Source organism: Hominifimenecus sp. rT4P-3 (assembly GCF_051055405.1).
Lineage (GTDB): Bacteria > Bacillota > Clostridia > Lachnospirales > Lachnospiraceae > Pseudolachnospira.
The window spans coordinates 1092131-1106362 of the sequence record NZ_CP167068.1; the positions used below are offsets into that span (position 1 = coordinate 1092131).

Sequence of the window (14232 nt, forward strand, 5' to 3'; positions counted from 1 at the left end):
CTGTTGGGGGAAAAGCCCCTTTGTTAAGAAGCTTTTCCCTCAACATCCTGCTATTCGACCAGCGTCAGCCCCTTTAATCCGGGAATTGCCATCAGAGAATAATTCGTGTGATAGATGACAAAACCGGGTTTTCCTGCCGCTGGCTTTTTCACGTGCTTTTTTTGGATATAGTCTACCTCGACCTTTTCCGCGTCCCGTCCGCTGGAATAATAGGCGGCCAGCTGTCCGGCTTCCTCATAAACGCGGTCCGGCAGCTCTTTTCCCTCGGATTTTACAATCACGTGGGAACCGGGCATGCCCTTGGCGTGGAACCACCAGTCTCCACCGCTCGCAAACTGAAAGGTTAATTCTTCATTTTGAAAGTTGTTTTTTCCCACATAGATGTGGAAGCCGTCGGAGGAGAGATAGTGGAAGGGTTTGCTGGTGACCTTGACTTTCTTCTTTTCTCCGCCATGCTTTTTGATATAGCCGGATTCCTGCAGTTCCCGTTTGATTTCTACCAGATCTTCCTCTAAAAGGGCGATGGCGAGAGCGGTGCGGATGGATTCCAGATGGTCGATCTCCGCCTTGGTCTCTGCCAGCAGATCAATGAGGGCTTCGTGGGTTCGTTTCAGTTTGTTGTAGCGTTCAAAATATTTTTGGGCATTTTCCTGGGCGGAGAGGGTGGAATCCAGAGGGATCGTGATCTCCTTGTTGTCATCGTAGTAATTGGGAGCCGTTAAGGCTTTTTCGCCTCCGGAAAGCTCGTAACCGTAGGTTTGAAGCAGCTCGCCATAGATGCGGTATTTTTCTCTTTTTTCTGTATCCCTTTGCTGCTTTTGCTGCAAATCATATTTCTTATAATTCCGCTCCAGGGCGGTCTGAACGATCTTTCGCAGTTCCGCCGACTTTTGGCGGATGCGGGTGATCGTACTTTTTTCCGCATAGTAGGTTTCCAGCACCTGACTCATGGAAGGGAAGATTTTTTGGCCGGCCTCCGGATATAAGTGGAGAGGAAGGGCTGCGAATTCGAGAGGCTCTTCCCCCTGATAAATAATATTGGGAGAAAACCGCTCTTCCCGAACGTCCTCCATCAAATGCTGGAAGGTCTTGTAGAGATGGAGCCTTTCTTTTTCCCCAAGGGCCTGCATGGGCTGGTCGGAATCCAGGCCGGCAAGAAAGCAGATTTCTTCCGCGATCAGCGGGCTGAGTCCGGTCATGCCGGTATAAAGCGCTTTGCCGGCGGGCTGAGGCAGGGTACAGATGTGCTCGTAAAATTCATCCTCCGTGATGGAGAGCGGATTTCGCTTTTGTTTTGTTTCTGGGATAAAATAGGGGCGTCCCGGCAGAACCTCCCGGACAGAGCTGACATTTAGGGAGATATGTTTGATGCTGTCCAGGATTTTATCCTCCGAATCGGTAAAAATGATGTTGCTGTGTTTTCCCATCAGCTCAATGATCAGATATTTCCGGCAGGTATCCCCCAGCTCGTCCAGATGCTCTACTTCAATCCGGAGAACCCTTTCCAGGCCGGGTTGAGTTACAGAGAGGATTTTTCCTCCGCCGATGTGCTTTCGAAGGAGCATACAAAAGCCGGGAGCCGTAGCTGGGTTTGGTTTGTTTTTATCGGTAAAATAGACCAGAGGCAGACTCGCACTCGCCGAGAGCAGGAGACGCAGCTGTTCCTTTTGATTTTTGACGGTTAGCATCAGTTCGTCCGTTTCCGGCTGAGCAATTTTTGCGATGCGCCCGCCGGTTAGTTTTTCTCGCATTTCTGCCGCCATACATGCGATGGTGATTCCATCCAGTGCCATATTGTTCTCTCTTTCCGTTGGAAATGTTTGACTTCATTGTTCATATGGATTATAATTGACTATGTATGCAAAGTCAAATGATTCCGTTGTCCAGACAAACTTTCAGCGGAGGACGCAGGCTTTGCGATTTCAGGAAAGGATGCGGAATCATGATCAAAAGTATGACTGGTTTCGGCAGAGCGGAGCTCTCGGATGAAAGCCATCGGATGCTGGTGGAGATGAAAGCGGTAAATCATCGATATCTGGATATGAATATCAAGTTGCCGAAGAAGTTCTATGCGCTGGAATCCCGCGTCCGCACGCTGCTAAAGGAGTATGCGGGCCGTGGAAAACTGGATGTTTTTATTTCCTATGAAAATTTTACAGAAGAACAGGTAAATCTCAAATATAACCAACATTTGGCGAGGGAGTATATGGAATATTTTCGCCGGATGAGCGAGGAATTTTCCCTGGAAAATAATGTAAAGGTAGTAGATCTGGCGCGGTTTCCGGAAGTTCTTTCGATGGAACAGGCGGAAGAGGATGAAGAGCAGCTTTGGAAACTTCTTGCGGAAGCGCTTCGGATGGCGGGGGCTCAGTTTGTGGAGCAGCGCTGCCGGGAGGGCGAAGCTTTGCGCCAGGATTTGCTCGGAAAGCTGTCTGGTATGGAAGAGCTGGTTTCTTTTGTGGAACAGCGTTCTCCTCAGATTGCGGAGGAGTACCGGACCCGCCTGGAAACAAAGATGCGGGAATTGTTTGAGAATAAGACCTTGGATGAGAACCGTTTGATGATGGAAGTGGCGGTTTTTGCGGATAAGACATGCGTGGATGAAGAGACGGTGCGTTTGAGAAGTCATATTGTCAGCATGAGAAAGGCATTGGAAGATACGGGCGGGGAAAGCGTAGGCCGGAAGCTGGATTTCTTGGCCCAGGAGATGAACCGGGAAGCAAACACGATTCTTTCCAAATGCAATAATCAGGAAGTCTCGGCTGTGGCGATTGAGCTAAAGACAGAGATTGAAAAGATTCGGGAGCAGGTGCAGAATATTGAATAAGTTGATCAATATCGGCTATGGCAATGTGATGAATGTGGACAAAATTATTTCCGTGGTCAGCCCGGATTCTGCTCCGATTAAGCGTCTGGTGCAGGCCGCCAAGGATGCGGGAACAGCTGTCGACGCGACCCAGGGCCGGAAGACCAAGGGCGTGATTGTGACGGACAGCGGACTGCTGGTGCTGTCTGCTTTGCTGCCGGAGACCATTGCAAGCCGCTGTGAAGGGAAAGAAAAATGAAAGAACAAGGGATGCTGGTGATCATTTCCGGTTTTTCCGGCGTGGGAAAAGGAACCGTGATTAAAGAACTGATGCGGCGTTACGACGAATATTTCTTTTCGGTATCCGCCACGACGAGAAGTCCTAGAGAAGGCGAAGTTCATGGCCGGGAATATCTCTTTTTAAACGAGGAAGAGTTTCAGCAGTTGATCGAGGAGAACCGCCTGTTAGAATATGCCGGATATACGGGCTGCCACTATGGTACCCCGGCGGATCCGGTAAAGCGGGAGCGGGAGGCGGGACGTCATGTCCTGCTTGATATTGAGATCCAAGGCGCGTTTCAGGTGAAAAAGGCATGCCCGGAGGCGTTAATGCTTTTCCTATTGCCGCCTTCAGCTGAAGTATTGTATCGCCGATTGGTAAACCGGGGAACCGAGACCATGGAGAAAATCCACAAACGGATGGCACGGTCCGCCGAGGAGGCCGCTTATATCGATAGGTACGATGGCATTTTAGTCAATGAAAACCTGGATGTTTGCGTGGAGCAGCTTCACCAGATCATCCATAATCCAGAACTTGCCGCCAAATATAAGAAAGAAAATAGAATGGCGGCGGGGACGCTTCAAAAAGAAATTGAAAAGTTATTAGAAGAAAAAGGAGAATAATTATGTTACATCCGTCTTACTTGGAATTGATGGAAGCTGTGAATAAAGATGTCCCGGAGGGAGAAGAGCCCATTGTACAGAGCCGTTATTCGATTGTATTGGGGACGGCGAAGCGGGCGAGACAGCTGGTAGCTGCCGATCGTATGACTGTAAATGGAGAGCAGAAAAAGGCTCTTTCCATTGCAGTAGAAGAACTGTGGACCGGCGAGATCCAGATCTTAGGCGAAGAGGAAGTGCCGGAGGATCTGGAGGATTCTGAGGAGGAAGAAGCGCTGGAGTTTCCAGGATACGCGATGGACATGGAAGAATGAAAATCCTGTTTATTTCTTTAGGCTGTGATAAAAACCTGGTAGACACAGAGGTGATGCTGGGACTGCTGTCAAAAAGAGGATATGAGCTGACGGACGACGAGCGGGAAGCAGATGTGATCGTCGTAAATTCCTGTTGCTTTATCGGCGATGCCAAGGAAGAAAGCATTGAGACGATCTTGGAGATGGCGAAGCAGAAAGAGATGGGACGCTGCCGCGCGCTGATTGTCACCGGATGTCTGGCAGAGCGGTACCGGGACGAGGTCCTTTCTGAGATGCCGGAGGTGGATGCGGTTGTTGGAACCACGGCTTATGACAAGATTGTGGATGTCGTCGAGACGGTATTGGAGCGGCACATGCCGTGCAAAACCTTTGAAAATTTGGATATCCTGCCCAAGCGGGAAGCCTCCCGGGTGGTAACGACAGGAGGGCATTACGCGTTTTTGAAAATCGCGGAAGGATGTGATAAGCACTGCACCTACTGCATTATTCCAAAGGTGCGCGGCCGTTACCGCAGCATTCCGATGGAACAGTTGGTGCGGGAAGCGGAGGAACTTTGCGCCGGAGGCGTTCGGGAGTTGATCCTGGTGGCCCAGGAAACCACCCTTTATGGCGTGGATTTGACCGGGAAGAAAATGCTGCCGGAGCTTCTTCGCCGGTTGGCCAAGATTCCTTCTCTCGTCTGGATTCGGATTCAGTACTGTTATCCGGAGGAGATTACGGATGAATTGATCGAGGTGATTCGGGAGGAAGAGAAGATCTGCTCTTACCTGGATATTCCGATTCAACATGCCAGCGATCAAATTTTGAAGCGGATGGGACGCCGCACGACGCGTGCCCATCTGATAGAGATCATTGAAAAGCTTCGAAGAGAGATACCAGATATCGCGCTTCGGACCACTCTGATCAGCGGATTTCCGGGAGAAACCGAGGAAGATCATGAGTGTTTGATGGAATTTGTCGATGAGATGGAGTTTGACCGGCTGGGGGTTTTTGCTTATTCTCAGGAGGAAGATACGCCTGCCGCCGAAATGCCGGATCAGATTCCGGAAGAGATAAAGAAGCTTCGGAGGGACGAGCTGATGGAGCTTCAGCAGGAAATTTCCATGGACCGTTCGGAGGAGCTTGTGGGAAGGGAACTGCTGGTCATGATAGAAGGAAAAGTAGCCGATGAGGACGCCTATGTGGGCAGAACTTATCGAGACGCCCCCGGCGTGGACGGATACATTTTTATCCGCACAGAGCGGGAGCTTTTGACCGGTGATTTTGCCATGGTAAGAGTAACCGGCGCATTGGAGTATGATTTAATGGGGGAGCTGTGCGATGAATCTGCCGAATAAGCTGACGACGTTGCGTGTGATTTTGATTCCTTTTATGGTAATTTTTCTGTTGGTGGATATCGGAAGAGCAGGGGATTATATCGCGCTGTTCCTTTTCTGTTTCGCCAGTTTTACGGATTTTCTCGACGGTTATCTGGCGAGGAAAAATCATCTGATTACCAATTTTGGTAAGTTTATGGACCCGTTGGCGGATAAATTGCTGGTAGGGTCGGCCGCCATCTGTATGGTGGAACGGGGATTGATTCCGGCGTGGATCGTGGTGATTTTGATCGCGCGGGAATTTGTCATCAGCGGCTTTCGCCTGATCGCCTCGGATAACGGCGTTGTGATTGCCGCCAGTATTTGGGGAAAATTCAAGACGGTTTGTCAGATGTTTATGACGATCGCCTTGATTCTTCATTTTGATCATCCGGTGTGGTATGCAATCGAGCAGATTCTGGTATGGGGTTCTTTGATTTTGACCATACTTTCTCTGGTGGATTATATCTACAAAAACAGGCATGTTTTAAAGGATGGTCAATTCGATGAAATGTAGAGAAGAAATGCTGGTGGAACTTCTAAAGGAAAGAAATTTCCATGTGACTACGGCGGAATCCTGTACGGGTGGCTTGATTGCGGCGACGATTATCAATGTGTCCGGCGCTTCGGCGGTCCTAGATCAGGGACTGGTCACTTACTCCAATGAGGCCAAGGAACGTCTCGTCTGCGTCCAGAGGAAAACTTTGGAGGCTTACGGAGCTGTCAGCCCGGAAACCGCGGAGGAGATGGCTCGTGGAGCCGCCGCGTCGGCTGGGGCCGAGGTGGGGATTTCTTCGACCGGAATCGCAGGACCGGATGGCGGGACCAGAGAAAAACCGGTGGGCCTGGTTTACCTTGGATGTTTTGTTCAGGGAAACGTGAAGGTAAAAAAGTGCATGTTTTCTGGAAATCGCGGGGAGATTCGGCGCCAATCGGTAGAGGCTGCGTTGGATTTTGCGCTGGATTGTCTGAAGCAGGAGAAGGAAAAGAGCGATTAGATGATAAGTTGGATGGAACAACTGTATGTGGGAGAAGGAGCGCAGAAGAATCAGAAACGGATTCAGGAAGGCATCCGGCAGGGAAAGCTGCTTTGGAATGTCTATGTTCTGATGCTGCCGACCAATCCGAAAAATCAGTTGGACATCCTGTCTTCAAACTATTTAGTACAGCCATATTATAAAAATCAGGCGCTGACGGTGGTCGGACTGGCAAAGGGATATGAGGAAGCGCTGACGGTGTTGATGCAGATCGTGGATGATGCAAGAAAAGAAACCGGAAGCGTAGATTTAAAAGCCTATTTGGCGGCCAGACAAAAACAAAAGGAGGGGGAGAATGCTTAGTGTGCTTTTGACCCTTCTAAAGATCGTCGGATTCCTGATTCTTGTGCTTCTGGGCTTAGTCATTTTGTTCCTCTTGGCTGTTGCCTTAGCTCCATTTCGATATGAGTGCAAGGCGGAAGCTGTGAGCTTGAAGGAAATCAAAATCCAGGGAAGGGTTTCTTGGCTATTGCGGGTAGTTTCTGTCAGCGGTAAATTTCAGGATGGAAACATTTTCGCTTGTCTGCGGATTTTGGGAATCCCTATTTTCCGGATACCGGAATCTGAGAAAACGCGCCGGAAATCCGCGCGGAAGCGAAGAAAAAAAGAGCTTTTGGAGGAACCGGTCTTCCGGGAACCAACTGTCAAGGAGAGTGTAGGTAAAGACAAAAAGGAAACCGATTCTATCCCCCAGCAGACAGAGGCCTCGCTTTCTAGGGATAGGAAACAGGAAAAGAAAAAAAGAAAGCGAAGAAGAAAGAAAAAAGGAGCGCCCCCTACAGAAGGGAAAGCGTCTAAGGCGGGATGGAGAGAGAAGCTGGAGGAAGGACTTGACTTTATCCAGAATGCAGAGAATCAGAAAATGTTTGCATTTTTAAAGGAACAGCTCTTTGCCGTATTGCGTCATATCCGTCCTCAGGTTTTTGAGATAGAAGCCTTGGTAGGTTTCGACGATCCGGCGACGACGGGAACCGTCCTTGGTCTGGTCTATATGCTGTATCCCTTTTATGGCGAGCATATCCGTGTGGTGGGAGAGTTTGAGGAAGTAGTTCTGAAAGGAAGGCTTTATTTGCGGGGAAGAATAAGAATTCTGACTCTGCTTATAATAGGAGTTAAAATCTATCGAAATCAATCGGTACGAGAACTGTTAAATAGGAGGAAGAATGATGGCAGACAATAATTTCAGCGCAGTGGTAGAATCCCTGCTCAAAGGCTTAGATGGATTTGCAACGGCAAAAACAGTGGTCGGCGATGCAGTTCAGATCAAAGATACGATCATTCTGCCGTTGGTGGATATTTCCTTCGGCGTCGGCGCGGGGGCGGCTCTCAATGAAGAGAAGAAAAAGAACAGCGGCGGAGGCGGCATGGCGGCGAAAATGTCCCCCAGCGCCGTACTGGTCATTCAAAATGGAATGACCCGCCTGGTGAATATCAAGAATCAGGATACGGTGACGAAGATTCTGGATATGGCTCCGGATCTCATCGACCGTTTCAAGAAGAAGGATGGGACGGTGGATTTGGATTCCGATATGGAAAAAGCAGTGGAAGAAGCCATAAAGGCGGAAGAGAAAACCAGCTTATAAAAAACAGATAAGACAGACAAGAACGAAATACCTACCCTCTGAGAACTCCGGCATTGCCTGAGCTCTCAGAGGGTAGGTATTTTTGGCATACTTCATCGATTCGGACCATAGGATATAAGGAAAACGCTTGGAAGATAGAAGGAAAGAAAAACGCATGAAAAGAGTCATTGGTTTGATTTTGTTTTGCATCGGAATTGGGATGGCTCTGATGCTTCTGCTGCCAGAGCGTTTTTCTGTGCTTTGCATTATTGCTACCTTGATTTTAGTCGGATACAACTTGTTTTGCCATTGCTAGTTGGTCATGGGAGAAATCCAATAGCGGATAATTACTAATTTGGACAAAATATTACCACATCTCATTTGAAAATGTGATATACTAAACTCAGAACAAAGAGGCGCTGTCTGAGAAGGTGGGATGCTTTGGTGAATATGGAGAACAATGTAGCCGATAGAAAGCGAATTGATTTTGACATGGCCCGGGATTTTATCCGATCCTTTAACGGGGCCACACATCTAGGCTGTACCATTGCGGACAATAAAGGCGGGATTATCTATGAGTTGGGATATGGCTGCGCCAGCTGTGAGCTCTGCAAAGTGCTGGGAATGGATCACAGCGTCTGCTTCCACGCTCAGGAATATGGAATGTCCGGCGCGGAACGATTTGGAGGGAAATATATCTATTATTGCCCGATGGGTCTGACTTGCTTTATCTCCCCGATCGTGGGGCCGGAAGGAACCTTGGTCAAGGTGATTGCCGGACCGGCTCTCATGGTGGATTATGAGGACTACATTGCTCTGGATTTGGCAGACCGGCTTCAGATCAAGGGGGATGCGCTGGAAGAGGCGGCGCGTGTGGTGCGGAACATTTCCATCGTTCCGCCAAAAGAGATCAACGCGCTCTCGAATCTTTTGTTTATGTCCGTTGGCTTTATGAACGATATCACATTTTCTCATCAGCTCTTAGAACGACAGCGTTCTGAGAAAATCCAGGGGGAGATCAACGAGGTGGCCTATCAACTAAAGAGTATGGATAAGAGGCCGCCCTATCCCTTGGAGAAAGAAGATGAGTTGTCTTACTGTGTCTCTCATCAGGAAATAGAGCGGGCGGAGAAGGTGCTGGACGAACTACTGGGGTATCTCATCTTTTGTTTTGGCTCTTCGTTTTCTCATGTCAAGTCCCGTGTAAATCGACTTTTGTATCTGATTTCTAAATCTGCTGTGGAAGGCGGCGCGGATTTGGAGCATGTTTTCATGCTGGATCACGGCTTTTTTCAACAGCTTCCTTATATTCGAGATTCCCAGGAAATTTGTATCTGGATTCATCAGGCGATGAACCAATATATGAAGCAGGTATTGTCTCAGGCGGAAAAGAAGCATAAAAATATCATTTTTCAGGCGATTCGCTATATGAACGATAACTATGCGGATCGGATTACACTGGAAGATGTGGCAGGCCATGTGTATTTGTCCGCATCCTATTTTAGCCGGATTTTTCGGGAGGAGACAGGAGAGACTTTTAACGCATATTTGAATTATATCCGGGTGGAGAAGAGCAAGGGATTACTGTTGACCCGCCGGATGAAGATCAGCGAGGTGGCGACCAGAGTCGGGTTTGACGACCAAAGCTATTTTACAAAGGTCTTTAAAAAGGCTACCGGCATGCTTCCTGGCGCTTACCGAGAGGCAAAAGGAAGGCGGTGCGGTTGATGGATTTATTGCAGGAAATATCCCAGGAATTGATTTTAGGGCATGCGCCCGGTGTGAAAGAAAAAATATTACAGGCCATGGAGATGGGTTATTCGCCGGATCAAGTGTTAAAAGAGGGGCTTCTTGCCGGGATGGATGTGATTGGAAAGCAATTTCGGGACGGGACCGTTGGAATTCCGGAAGTATTACTGACAGCGAGAGCCATGAATGTTGGCACGCGTATTTTGAAGCCTTATTATGACCAGAATCCGGAACAAAAAAGAGGCATTGTCTGCGTAGGCACCGTCCAGGGAGATATCCATGATATTGGAAAAAATCTGGTCAAATTGATGATGGAATGCCAGGGCTTTCAGGTGATTGATCTCGGTACGGATGTGAGGCCAGAGCAGTTTGTGGAAGCGGCCAAAGAGTATGACTGCCATCTGATTTGTTGTTCAGCATTGCTTTCTACTACCATGAAAGAATTGAAAAATGTAGTGAAGGCTTTCGAGAAAGCAGGGCAGCGGGAACAGGTAAAGATTATGATCGGAGGAGCGCCAATTACAGAGCAATACTGCGAGCGGATTGGGGCGGATTGTTATACAGTGGATGCCATAGAAGCATCCCATTATGCGGCTACGGTATACGACGCGCAGCAGGAGCGTTAAAAATAATGAGGGAGGATTACCTATGATTATCATTGGTGAAAAGATCAACGGCTCGATTCCCGTGGTAGCGGAAGCCATTGCGAAGAGAGACGAAGCGTTTATTAAAGCGCGGGCAAAACAGCAGGCGGAAGCAGGAGCAAATTATATTGATTGCTGTGCGTCTGTATCTGGACCTGGGGAAGTGGACGCCTTGAAGTGGCTGATCGATTGTATTCAGGACGTGACGGATCTTCCGATCTGTCTGGACAGCCCTTCGCCGGAGGCGCTGCTTGCCGCTTATCCATTCTGCAAACGTCCCGGTATCATCAACTCCGTATCTATGGAAGGGGATAAGATCGATCAGATTTTCCCCGCCATTGCGGACAGTAAGTGGCAGGTGGTCTGTCTGCTCAGCGGCAAAGAGGGCATCCCGAAGACGGCGGCGGACCGTCTGAAAGTTTTTGACCAGATTATGGCAAAGGCGAAGGAATACGGTATCCGCCCGGAGCGTTTGCACATTGACCCGTTGGTAGAAATGCTTTGCACCTCGGAGAATGGTATCGAGACCAATACTACAGTGATTCGTACCATCCGGGAGCAGTATCCCCAGATTCATATTACGGCTGCGGTCAGCAACATTTCCTTTAATCTGCCAGCAAGAAAGTATTTGAACTTGGGCTTTGTCGTACTGGCGATGAACGCTGGTCTGGACAGTGGAATTTTGGACCCCACCAACCGGGATATGATGGGCCTGATTTACGCGGCGGAAGCGCTGCTTGGCGAGGACGATTACTGCATGGAATATATCGGCGCCTACCGGGAAGGATTATTTGGAACGGCAAAGGCGTAAATGGCAATGGTAGAAATAAGATTTTGACTTTAACAGCAGAGAGAGCTTCCAGTTTTGGATTTATACAAAACTGGAAGCTCTCTCCTTCATTTGCCCCGTTTTCTTCTATGGTTTCCTTATTTACAGCAGGCACAAAGAGACGGCCGGCAGGTAAGTAATCGCCAGCAGCGCGATCAGGAAGGCTCCGATAAAGGGAAGCGATTTCCGGCCTACCTGCATGGGATCCGTCTGAATCATCGGCGCGGAGATAAAGAGGTTCATGCCAAAAGGCGGTGTCACAAAGCCGATGGCCAGGTTTGTTACCATGATGACGCCCAGATGGACGGTATCGATGCCCAGCGCTTTCGTAATATTCAGCAGCATAGGCGCTAAAATCATGACAGCCGGACCAGCGTCCATAACCATACCGATGACGATCAAAATCAGATTCAGGATCAGCAGGAAGATGTATTTATTGCTGACAATGGCGGACAAAAAGGTAGTCAGCTGCTGAGGGGCCTGAAGCAAAACCATGATTTTGGCAAAGGCCATGGCGAGTCCCATCATTAGCCCCAGAGGCGCATAGGAATTCAGCGCCTGTTTAAAAAGTCCGTATAACTGACGGAAGGAGATCGTCCGGTAGATAAATAAGCATACCAGGATGGAGTAAAATACGGATACACAGGCAGCTTCGGTAGGAGTAACAATTCCAGAATAAATTCCGCCCAGAATGATCACCGGAGCAAGAAGCGCCCAAAATCCATCCAGGACCACTCGTAGGGTACCGCGTCCCTTCAAGCTGCGGTATTTTTCTTCGATTTTTTCCCGGTCCTCTCCCTTGGTGCGGCAGTAAAACTGAACGTAAAGGATGATACAGAATGCGATTAAAAAACCGGGAAGAACACCGGCTAGGAATAAGTCTCCCACCGAGATATCGGTGACTAAAGCGAAAGAGATAAACGGTACGCTGGGCGGGATGATTACGCCCAGTCCGGCTGACGTAGCAACCAAAGCTGCGGCGAAAACTTTATCATAGCCCAGGGAGGTCAGCACCGGGATGCACATAGCTCCCACGGCGGCGCAGGTAGCAGTACCGGAACCGGAGATCGCGCCGTAGAATAGGCAGGTGACAACGACGGCGCAGGGCATGCCGCCTTTGATTTTTCCGATAAAGACGGCAAAGATGTCAAACAATTTTTCCGATAATCCACCTTTGGCCATGATGGCTCCCGAAAGCATAAACAGCGGGATCGCGATGACCGTCGTGGTATTCAGCCCAGCAAAAATCGAGCGGTAGACAAAGGCAAGATTTCCTTTGAAGGCAGAATCCAAAAGACCAGGGAGAATCGTGGCAAACCCCAGAGATACGGCGATGGGGACGGACAGCGCCAACAGAAGAAAAAATATAAAAAATACCATTAAACTCATAGGTCAGCCTCCTTTTTTTCATCACAGTGGCGGAACATTTTCCAAAGCTCCTGCAGTTGGCGGATGATTCCGCAGGCAAATCCGATCGGGCCTGCCAGATAAAAGATCCACATAACCCAGCCGGTAGCAGAGGAGGTCTGTCCCTTTTGATAACAATTCAGGGTTACCTGTACGGAGGCGTAAAACAACAGGGCATAAAAAACGATGGATAAAAGTCCGGTAAAGTAATCCAGAACCCGTACCACTTTTTTGGGAAGAAAACTGGAAATCAACGTTACTTTTAACAGATTTTTGTTTCGAATGCAGTAACCGATACCCAGGAAGGCAGAGTAGATAAAGGCATAACGGCAAAACTCTTCCGGCCAGGGAAGGGCCTGACCGAACATGTACCGCATGATAACCTGAAGCATCATCACGCAGGACAAAACAGCCATAGCCGCAATGCTGATCGCCTCCTCAAAGTGAGCATCCAGCCATTTTAGTACTTTCATGATCGTTCTCCTCTCTTTCTCTATGGCAGAAATGTTCTTTCTTTTCTCATGATAGCATTGCCAGACGATAATGTATAATATATAATAAAATATAATACGATACAAAAAAGATTATTATAAACATAAGGAGGAAGCATGGAACTACATCAAATACGGTATTTTCTAAAAGTGGCAGAACTGCAGCATATGACTCAGGCGGCGAATGAACTCCATGTGGCTCAGCCGGCCCTCAGCAAAACGATTAAGATGTTGGAGGAGGATCTGGGGACGCCTCTTTTTGACCGGACGGGAAATAAAATTCGGTTGAATACAGCAGGGCAGATTTTTTTGGACTATGCCAGGGAGATGGTTGCAGCCTCGGAAAACGTGAGACGAGAGCTGGATGAGTATAACCAGACGGAAGCGGCTACGATCATTATCTCTCAGAATCTAAATTTCGACATCATTTCTTTGGCCACCATTGAGTTTAATAAGAGATATCCCAGCGTACGATTTGAGTTTACTCCTTATCTGGCGCCCACGGGCAATCTGCCGATTCAGCATGACATCGCGATATTTTCTACGGCTTTGCCGGTAGAGGAACCGGACTGCCGCACGGTTTTGAATGAAAGGATTCATCTGGGAGTACCCTTTAACAACCCTTTGGCGAAACGGGATTCGGTGATCCTCCGGGAGGTAAAGGAAGAAAATTTTCTTTTTACTCTACCGTTTCAGTCAACCTTGAATGACATCATGATTATGCAGTGCAGGCTCAACGGCTTTTATCCGAAACGTTTTATCACCATCACGAATACCAATAATGTCCATTATATTTTGAGAAATGGTATGGGAGCTGCTTTTGTTCCGGAGATCAGCTGGTATTATATGATGAGGGAAAATGGCTTTGCTTTGGTTCCCATACGGGAACCGGAGTGCCGGCGGTGCATCAACATTCGCTGGAAGACCAGCGGCTATGTCTCCAAAGCGTCTGTTTTATTTCGAGAGTTTTTGTTGGACTTTATTCCAAAGGAGGTGCGGAAGCTTCGGGAAGAGTATCACTTGGAAGAATAAAGAAAGAGCATATAAAAATAGTTATGGACTAATATGAAATTATATATTAGACATTATGAATATCCGAGCATACAATAGGGGCAGAAATTGACAGATAAAAAAGGAG

General features: G+C 48.3%; 18 protein-coding genes. 15 read left to right on the forward strand and 3 right to left on the reverse strand.

Annotated features, from left to right (window positions below; genetic code table 11):
• Positions 1-50 precede the first annotated feature (50 nt).
• Positions 51-1793 (reverse strand): Rqc2 family fibronectin-binding protein, encoded by a 1743-nt coding sequence (locus ACCC71_RS05145; protein WP_434311349.1) that lies wholly within the window; start codon positions 1791-1793, stop codon positions 51-53.
• A gap of 149 nt (positions 1794-1942) precedes the next feature.
• Here ACCC71_RS05145 and ACCC71_RS05150 point away from each other — a divergent pair, with 149 nt between their 5' ends.
• The 14 genes from ACCC71_RS05150 to ACCC71_RS05215 all read left to right on the forward strand — a co-directional run bounded on the left by ACCC71_RS05150 (position 1943) and on the right by ACCC71_RS05215 (position 11178).
• Positions 1943-2827, forward strand: a complete 885-nt coding sequence (locus ACCC71_RS05150) for a YicC/YloC family endoribonuclease (RefSeq protein WP_434311350.1) — start codon at positions 1943-1945, stop codon at positions 2825-2827.
• Positions 2820-3065 (forward strand): DUF370 domain-containing protein, encoded by a 246-nt coding sequence (locus ACCC71_RS05155; RefSeq protein ID WP_434311351.1) that lies wholly within the window; start codon positions 2820-2822, stop codon positions 3063-3065. Before ACCC71_RS05150 ends, ACCC71_RS05155 begins: the two co-directional genes overlap by 8 nt.
• Positions 3062-3709, forward strand: a complete 648-nt coding sequence (gene gmk, locus ACCC71_RS05160; protein WP_434311352.1) for a guanylate kinase — start codon at positions 3062-3064, stop codon at positions 3707-3709. The genes ACCC71_RS05155 and gmk overlap by 4 nt, the downstream gene beginning before the upstream one ends.
• Positions 3710-3711: 2 nt before the next feature.
• A complete protein-coding gene (gene rpoZ / locus ACCC71_RS05165; RefSeq protein WP_434311353.1) occupies positions 3712-4020 on the forward strand; it encodes a DNA-directed RNA polymerase subunit omega in 309 nt (102 codons plus the stop codon).
• Positions 4017-5357 carry a 30S ribosomal protein S12 methylthiotransferase RimO gene (gene rimO / locus ACCC71_RS05170; RefSeq protein ID WP_434311354.1) on the forward strand — a complete coding sequence of 447 codons (1341 nt, stop codon included), beginning with the start codon at positions 4017-4019 and terminating at the stop codon, positions 5355-5357. Before rpoZ ends, rimO begins: the two co-directional genes overlap by 4 nt.
• Positions 5341-5892 carry a CDP-diacylglycerol--glycerol-3-phosphate 3-phosphatidyltransferase gene (gene pgsA, locus ACCC71_RS05175; protein ID WP_434311355.1) on the forward strand — a complete coding sequence of 184 codons (552 nt, stop codon included), beginning with the start codon at positions 5341-5343 and terminating at the stop codon, positions 5890-5892. Before rimO ends, pgsA begins: the two co-directional genes overlap by 17 nt.
• On the forward strand, positions 5882-6373 hold the full coding sequence (locus ACCC71_RS05180) for a CinA family protein (protein ID WP_434311356.1): 492 nt from the start codon (positions 5882-5884) through the stop codon (positions 6371-6373). Before pgsA ends, ACCC71_RS05180 begins: the two co-directional genes overlap by 11 nt.
• The gene (locus tag ACCC71_RS05185) at positions 6374-6715 is read left to right on the forward strand and encodes a hypothetical protein (RefSeq protein ID WP_434311357.1); all 342 of its coding nucleotides are present in this window, start codon (positions 6374-6376) and stop codon (positions 6713-6715) included. It begins immediately after the preceding gene.
• A complete protein-coding gene (locus ACCC71_RS05190) occupies positions 6708-7592 on the forward strand; it encodes a DUF2953 domain-containing protein (RefSeq protein ID WP_434311358.1) in 885 nt (294 codons plus the stop codon). The genes ACCC71_RS05185 and ACCC71_RS05190 overlap by 8 nt, the downstream gene beginning before the upstream one ends.
• Positions 7579-7995, forward strand: a complete 417-nt coding sequence (locus ACCC71_RS05195; protein ID WP_434311812.1) for a GerW family sporulation protein — start codon at positions 7579-7581, stop codon at positions 7993-7995. The genes ACCC71_RS05190 and ACCC71_RS05195 overlap by 14 nt, the downstream gene beginning before the upstream one ends.
• A 154-nt stretch (positions 7996-8149) precedes the next feature.
• Entirely contained in the window at positions 8150-8290 is a 141-nt protein-coding gene (locus tag ACCC71_RS05200) for a hypothetical protein (RefSeq protein WP_434311359.1), read from the forward strand.
• Between the two features lie 134 nt (positions 8291-8424).
• Positions 8425-9702, forward strand: coding sequence for an AraC family transcriptional regulator (locus ACCC71_RS05205; protein WP_434311360.1), 1278 nt, complete (start codon positions 8425-8427; stop codon positions 9700-9702).
• Positions 9702-10349, forward strand: a complete 648-nt coding sequence (locus tag ACCC71_RS05210) for a corrinoid protein (RefSeq protein ID WP_434311361.1) — start codon at positions 9702-9704, stop codon at positions 10347-10349. The genes ACCC71_RS05205 and ACCC71_RS05210 overlap by 1 nt, the downstream gene beginning before the upstream one ends.
• A 22-nt stretch (positions 10350-10371) precedes the next feature.
• Complete coding sequence (locus ACCC71_RS05215; RefSeq protein WP_434311362.1) at positions 10372-11178, forward strand: methyltetrahydrofolate cobalamin methyltransferase; 807 nt, start codon at positions 10372-10374, stop codon at positions 11176-11178.
• A 120-nt stretch (positions 11179-11298) separates the two neighbouring features.
• On the opposite strand, the gene ACCC71_RS05220 is transcribed toward ACCC71_RS05215, so the two are convergent.
• Both ACCC71_RS05220 and ACCC71_RS05225 read right to left on the reverse strand, forming a co-directional pair.
• Complete coding sequence (locus ACCC71_RS05220) at positions 11299-12585, reverse strand: TRAP transporter large permease (protein WP_434311363.1); 1287 nt, start codon at positions 12583-12585, stop codon at positions 11299-11301.
• Positions 12582-13076 carry a TRAP transporter small permease gene (locus tag ACCC71_RS05225; RefSeq protein ID WP_434311364.1) on the reverse strand — a complete coding sequence of 165 codons (495 nt, stop codon included), beginning with the start codon at positions 13074-13076 and terminating at the stop codon, positions 12582-12584. The genes ACCC71_RS05220 and ACCC71_RS05225 overlap by 4 nt, the downstream gene beginning before the upstream one ends.
• Positions 13077-13211: 135 nt before the next feature.
• Here ACCC71_RS05225 and ACCC71_RS05230 point away from each other — a divergent pair, with 135 nt between their 5' ends.
• Complete coding sequence (locus tag ACCC71_RS05230; protein ID WP_434311365.1) at positions 13212-14126, forward strand: LysR family transcriptional regulator; 915 nt, start codon at positions 13212-13214, stop codon at positions 14124-14126.
• Positions 14127-14232: the final 106 nt, after the last annotated feature.

What these genes read in the sequence shown, in the direction of transcription:
- ACCC71_RS05145 (WP_434311349.1), bottom strand. Translation starts at nt 1,793, where the DNA reads ATGGCACTGGATGGAATCACCATCGCATGTATGGCGGCAGAAATGCGA.
- ACCC71_RS05150 (WP_434311350.1), top strand. Translation starts at nt 1,943, where the DNA reads ATGATCAAAAGTATGACTGGTTTCGGCAGAGCGGAGCTCTCGGATGAA.
- gmk (WP_434311352.1), top strand. Translation starts at nt 3,062, where the DNA reads ATGAAAGAACAAGGGATGCTGGTGATCATTTCCGGTTTTTCCGGCGTG.
- rpoZ (WP_434311353.1), top strand. Translation starts at nt 3,712, where the DNA reads ATGTTACATCCGTCTTACTTGGAATTGATGGAAGCTGTGAATAAAGAT.
- rimO (WP_434311354.1), top strand. Translation starts at nt 4,017, where the DNA reads ATGAAAATCCTGTTTATTTCTTTAGGCTGTGATAAAAACCTGGTAGAC.
- pgsA (WP_434311355.1), top strand. Translation starts at nt 5,341, where the DNA reads ATGAATCTGCCGAATAAGCTGACGACGTTGCGTGTGATTTTGATTCCT.
- ACCC71_RS05180 (WP_434311356.1), top strand. Translation starts at nt 5,882, where the DNA reads ATGAAATGTAGAGAAGAAATGCTGGTGGAACTTCTAAAGGAAAGAAAT.
- ACCC71_RS05185 (WP_434311357.1), top strand. Translation starts at nt 6,374, where the DNA reads ATGATAAGTTGGATGGAACAACTGTATGTGGGAGAAGGAGCGCAGAAG.
- ACCC71_RS05190 (WP_434311358.1), top strand. Translation starts at nt 6,708, where the DNA reads ATGCTTAGTGTGCTTTTGACCCTTCTAAAGATCGTCGGATTCCTGATT.
- ACCC71_RS05195 (WP_434311812.1), top strand. Translation starts at nt 7,579, where the DNA reads ATGGCAGACAATAATTTCAGCGCAGTGGTAGAATCCCTGCTCAAAGGC.
- ACCC71_RS05200 (WP_434311359.1), top strand. Translation starts at nt 8,150, where the DNA reads ATGAAAAGAGTCATTGGTTTGATTTTGTTTTGCATCGGAATTGGGATG.
- ACCC71_RS05205 (WP_434311360.1), top strand. Translation starts at nt 8,425, where the DNA reads ATGGAGAACAATGTAGCCGATAGAAAGCGAATTGATTTTGACATGGCC.
- ACCC71_RS05210 (WP_434311361.1), top strand. Translation starts at nt 9,702, where the DNA reads ATGGATTTATTGCAGGAAATATCCCAGGAATTGATTTTAGGGCATGCG.
- ACCC71_RS05215 (WP_434311362.1), top strand. Translation starts at nt 10,372, where the DNA reads ATGATTATCATTGGTGAAAAGATCAACGGCTCGATTCCCGTGGTAGCG.
- ACCC71_RS05220 (WP_434311363.1), bottom strand. Translation starts at nt 12,585, where the DNA reads ATGAGTTTAATGGTATTTTTTATATTTTTTCTTCTGTTGGCGCTGTCC.
- ACCC71_RS05225 (WP_434311364.1), bottom strand. Translation starts at nt 13,076, where the DNA reads ATGAAAGTACTAAAATGGCTGGATGCTCACTTTGAGGAGGCGATCAGC.
- ACCC71_RS05230 (WP_434311365.1), top strand. Translation starts at nt 13,212, where the DNA reads ATGGAACTACATCAAATACGGTATTTTCTAAAAGTGGCAGAACTGCAG.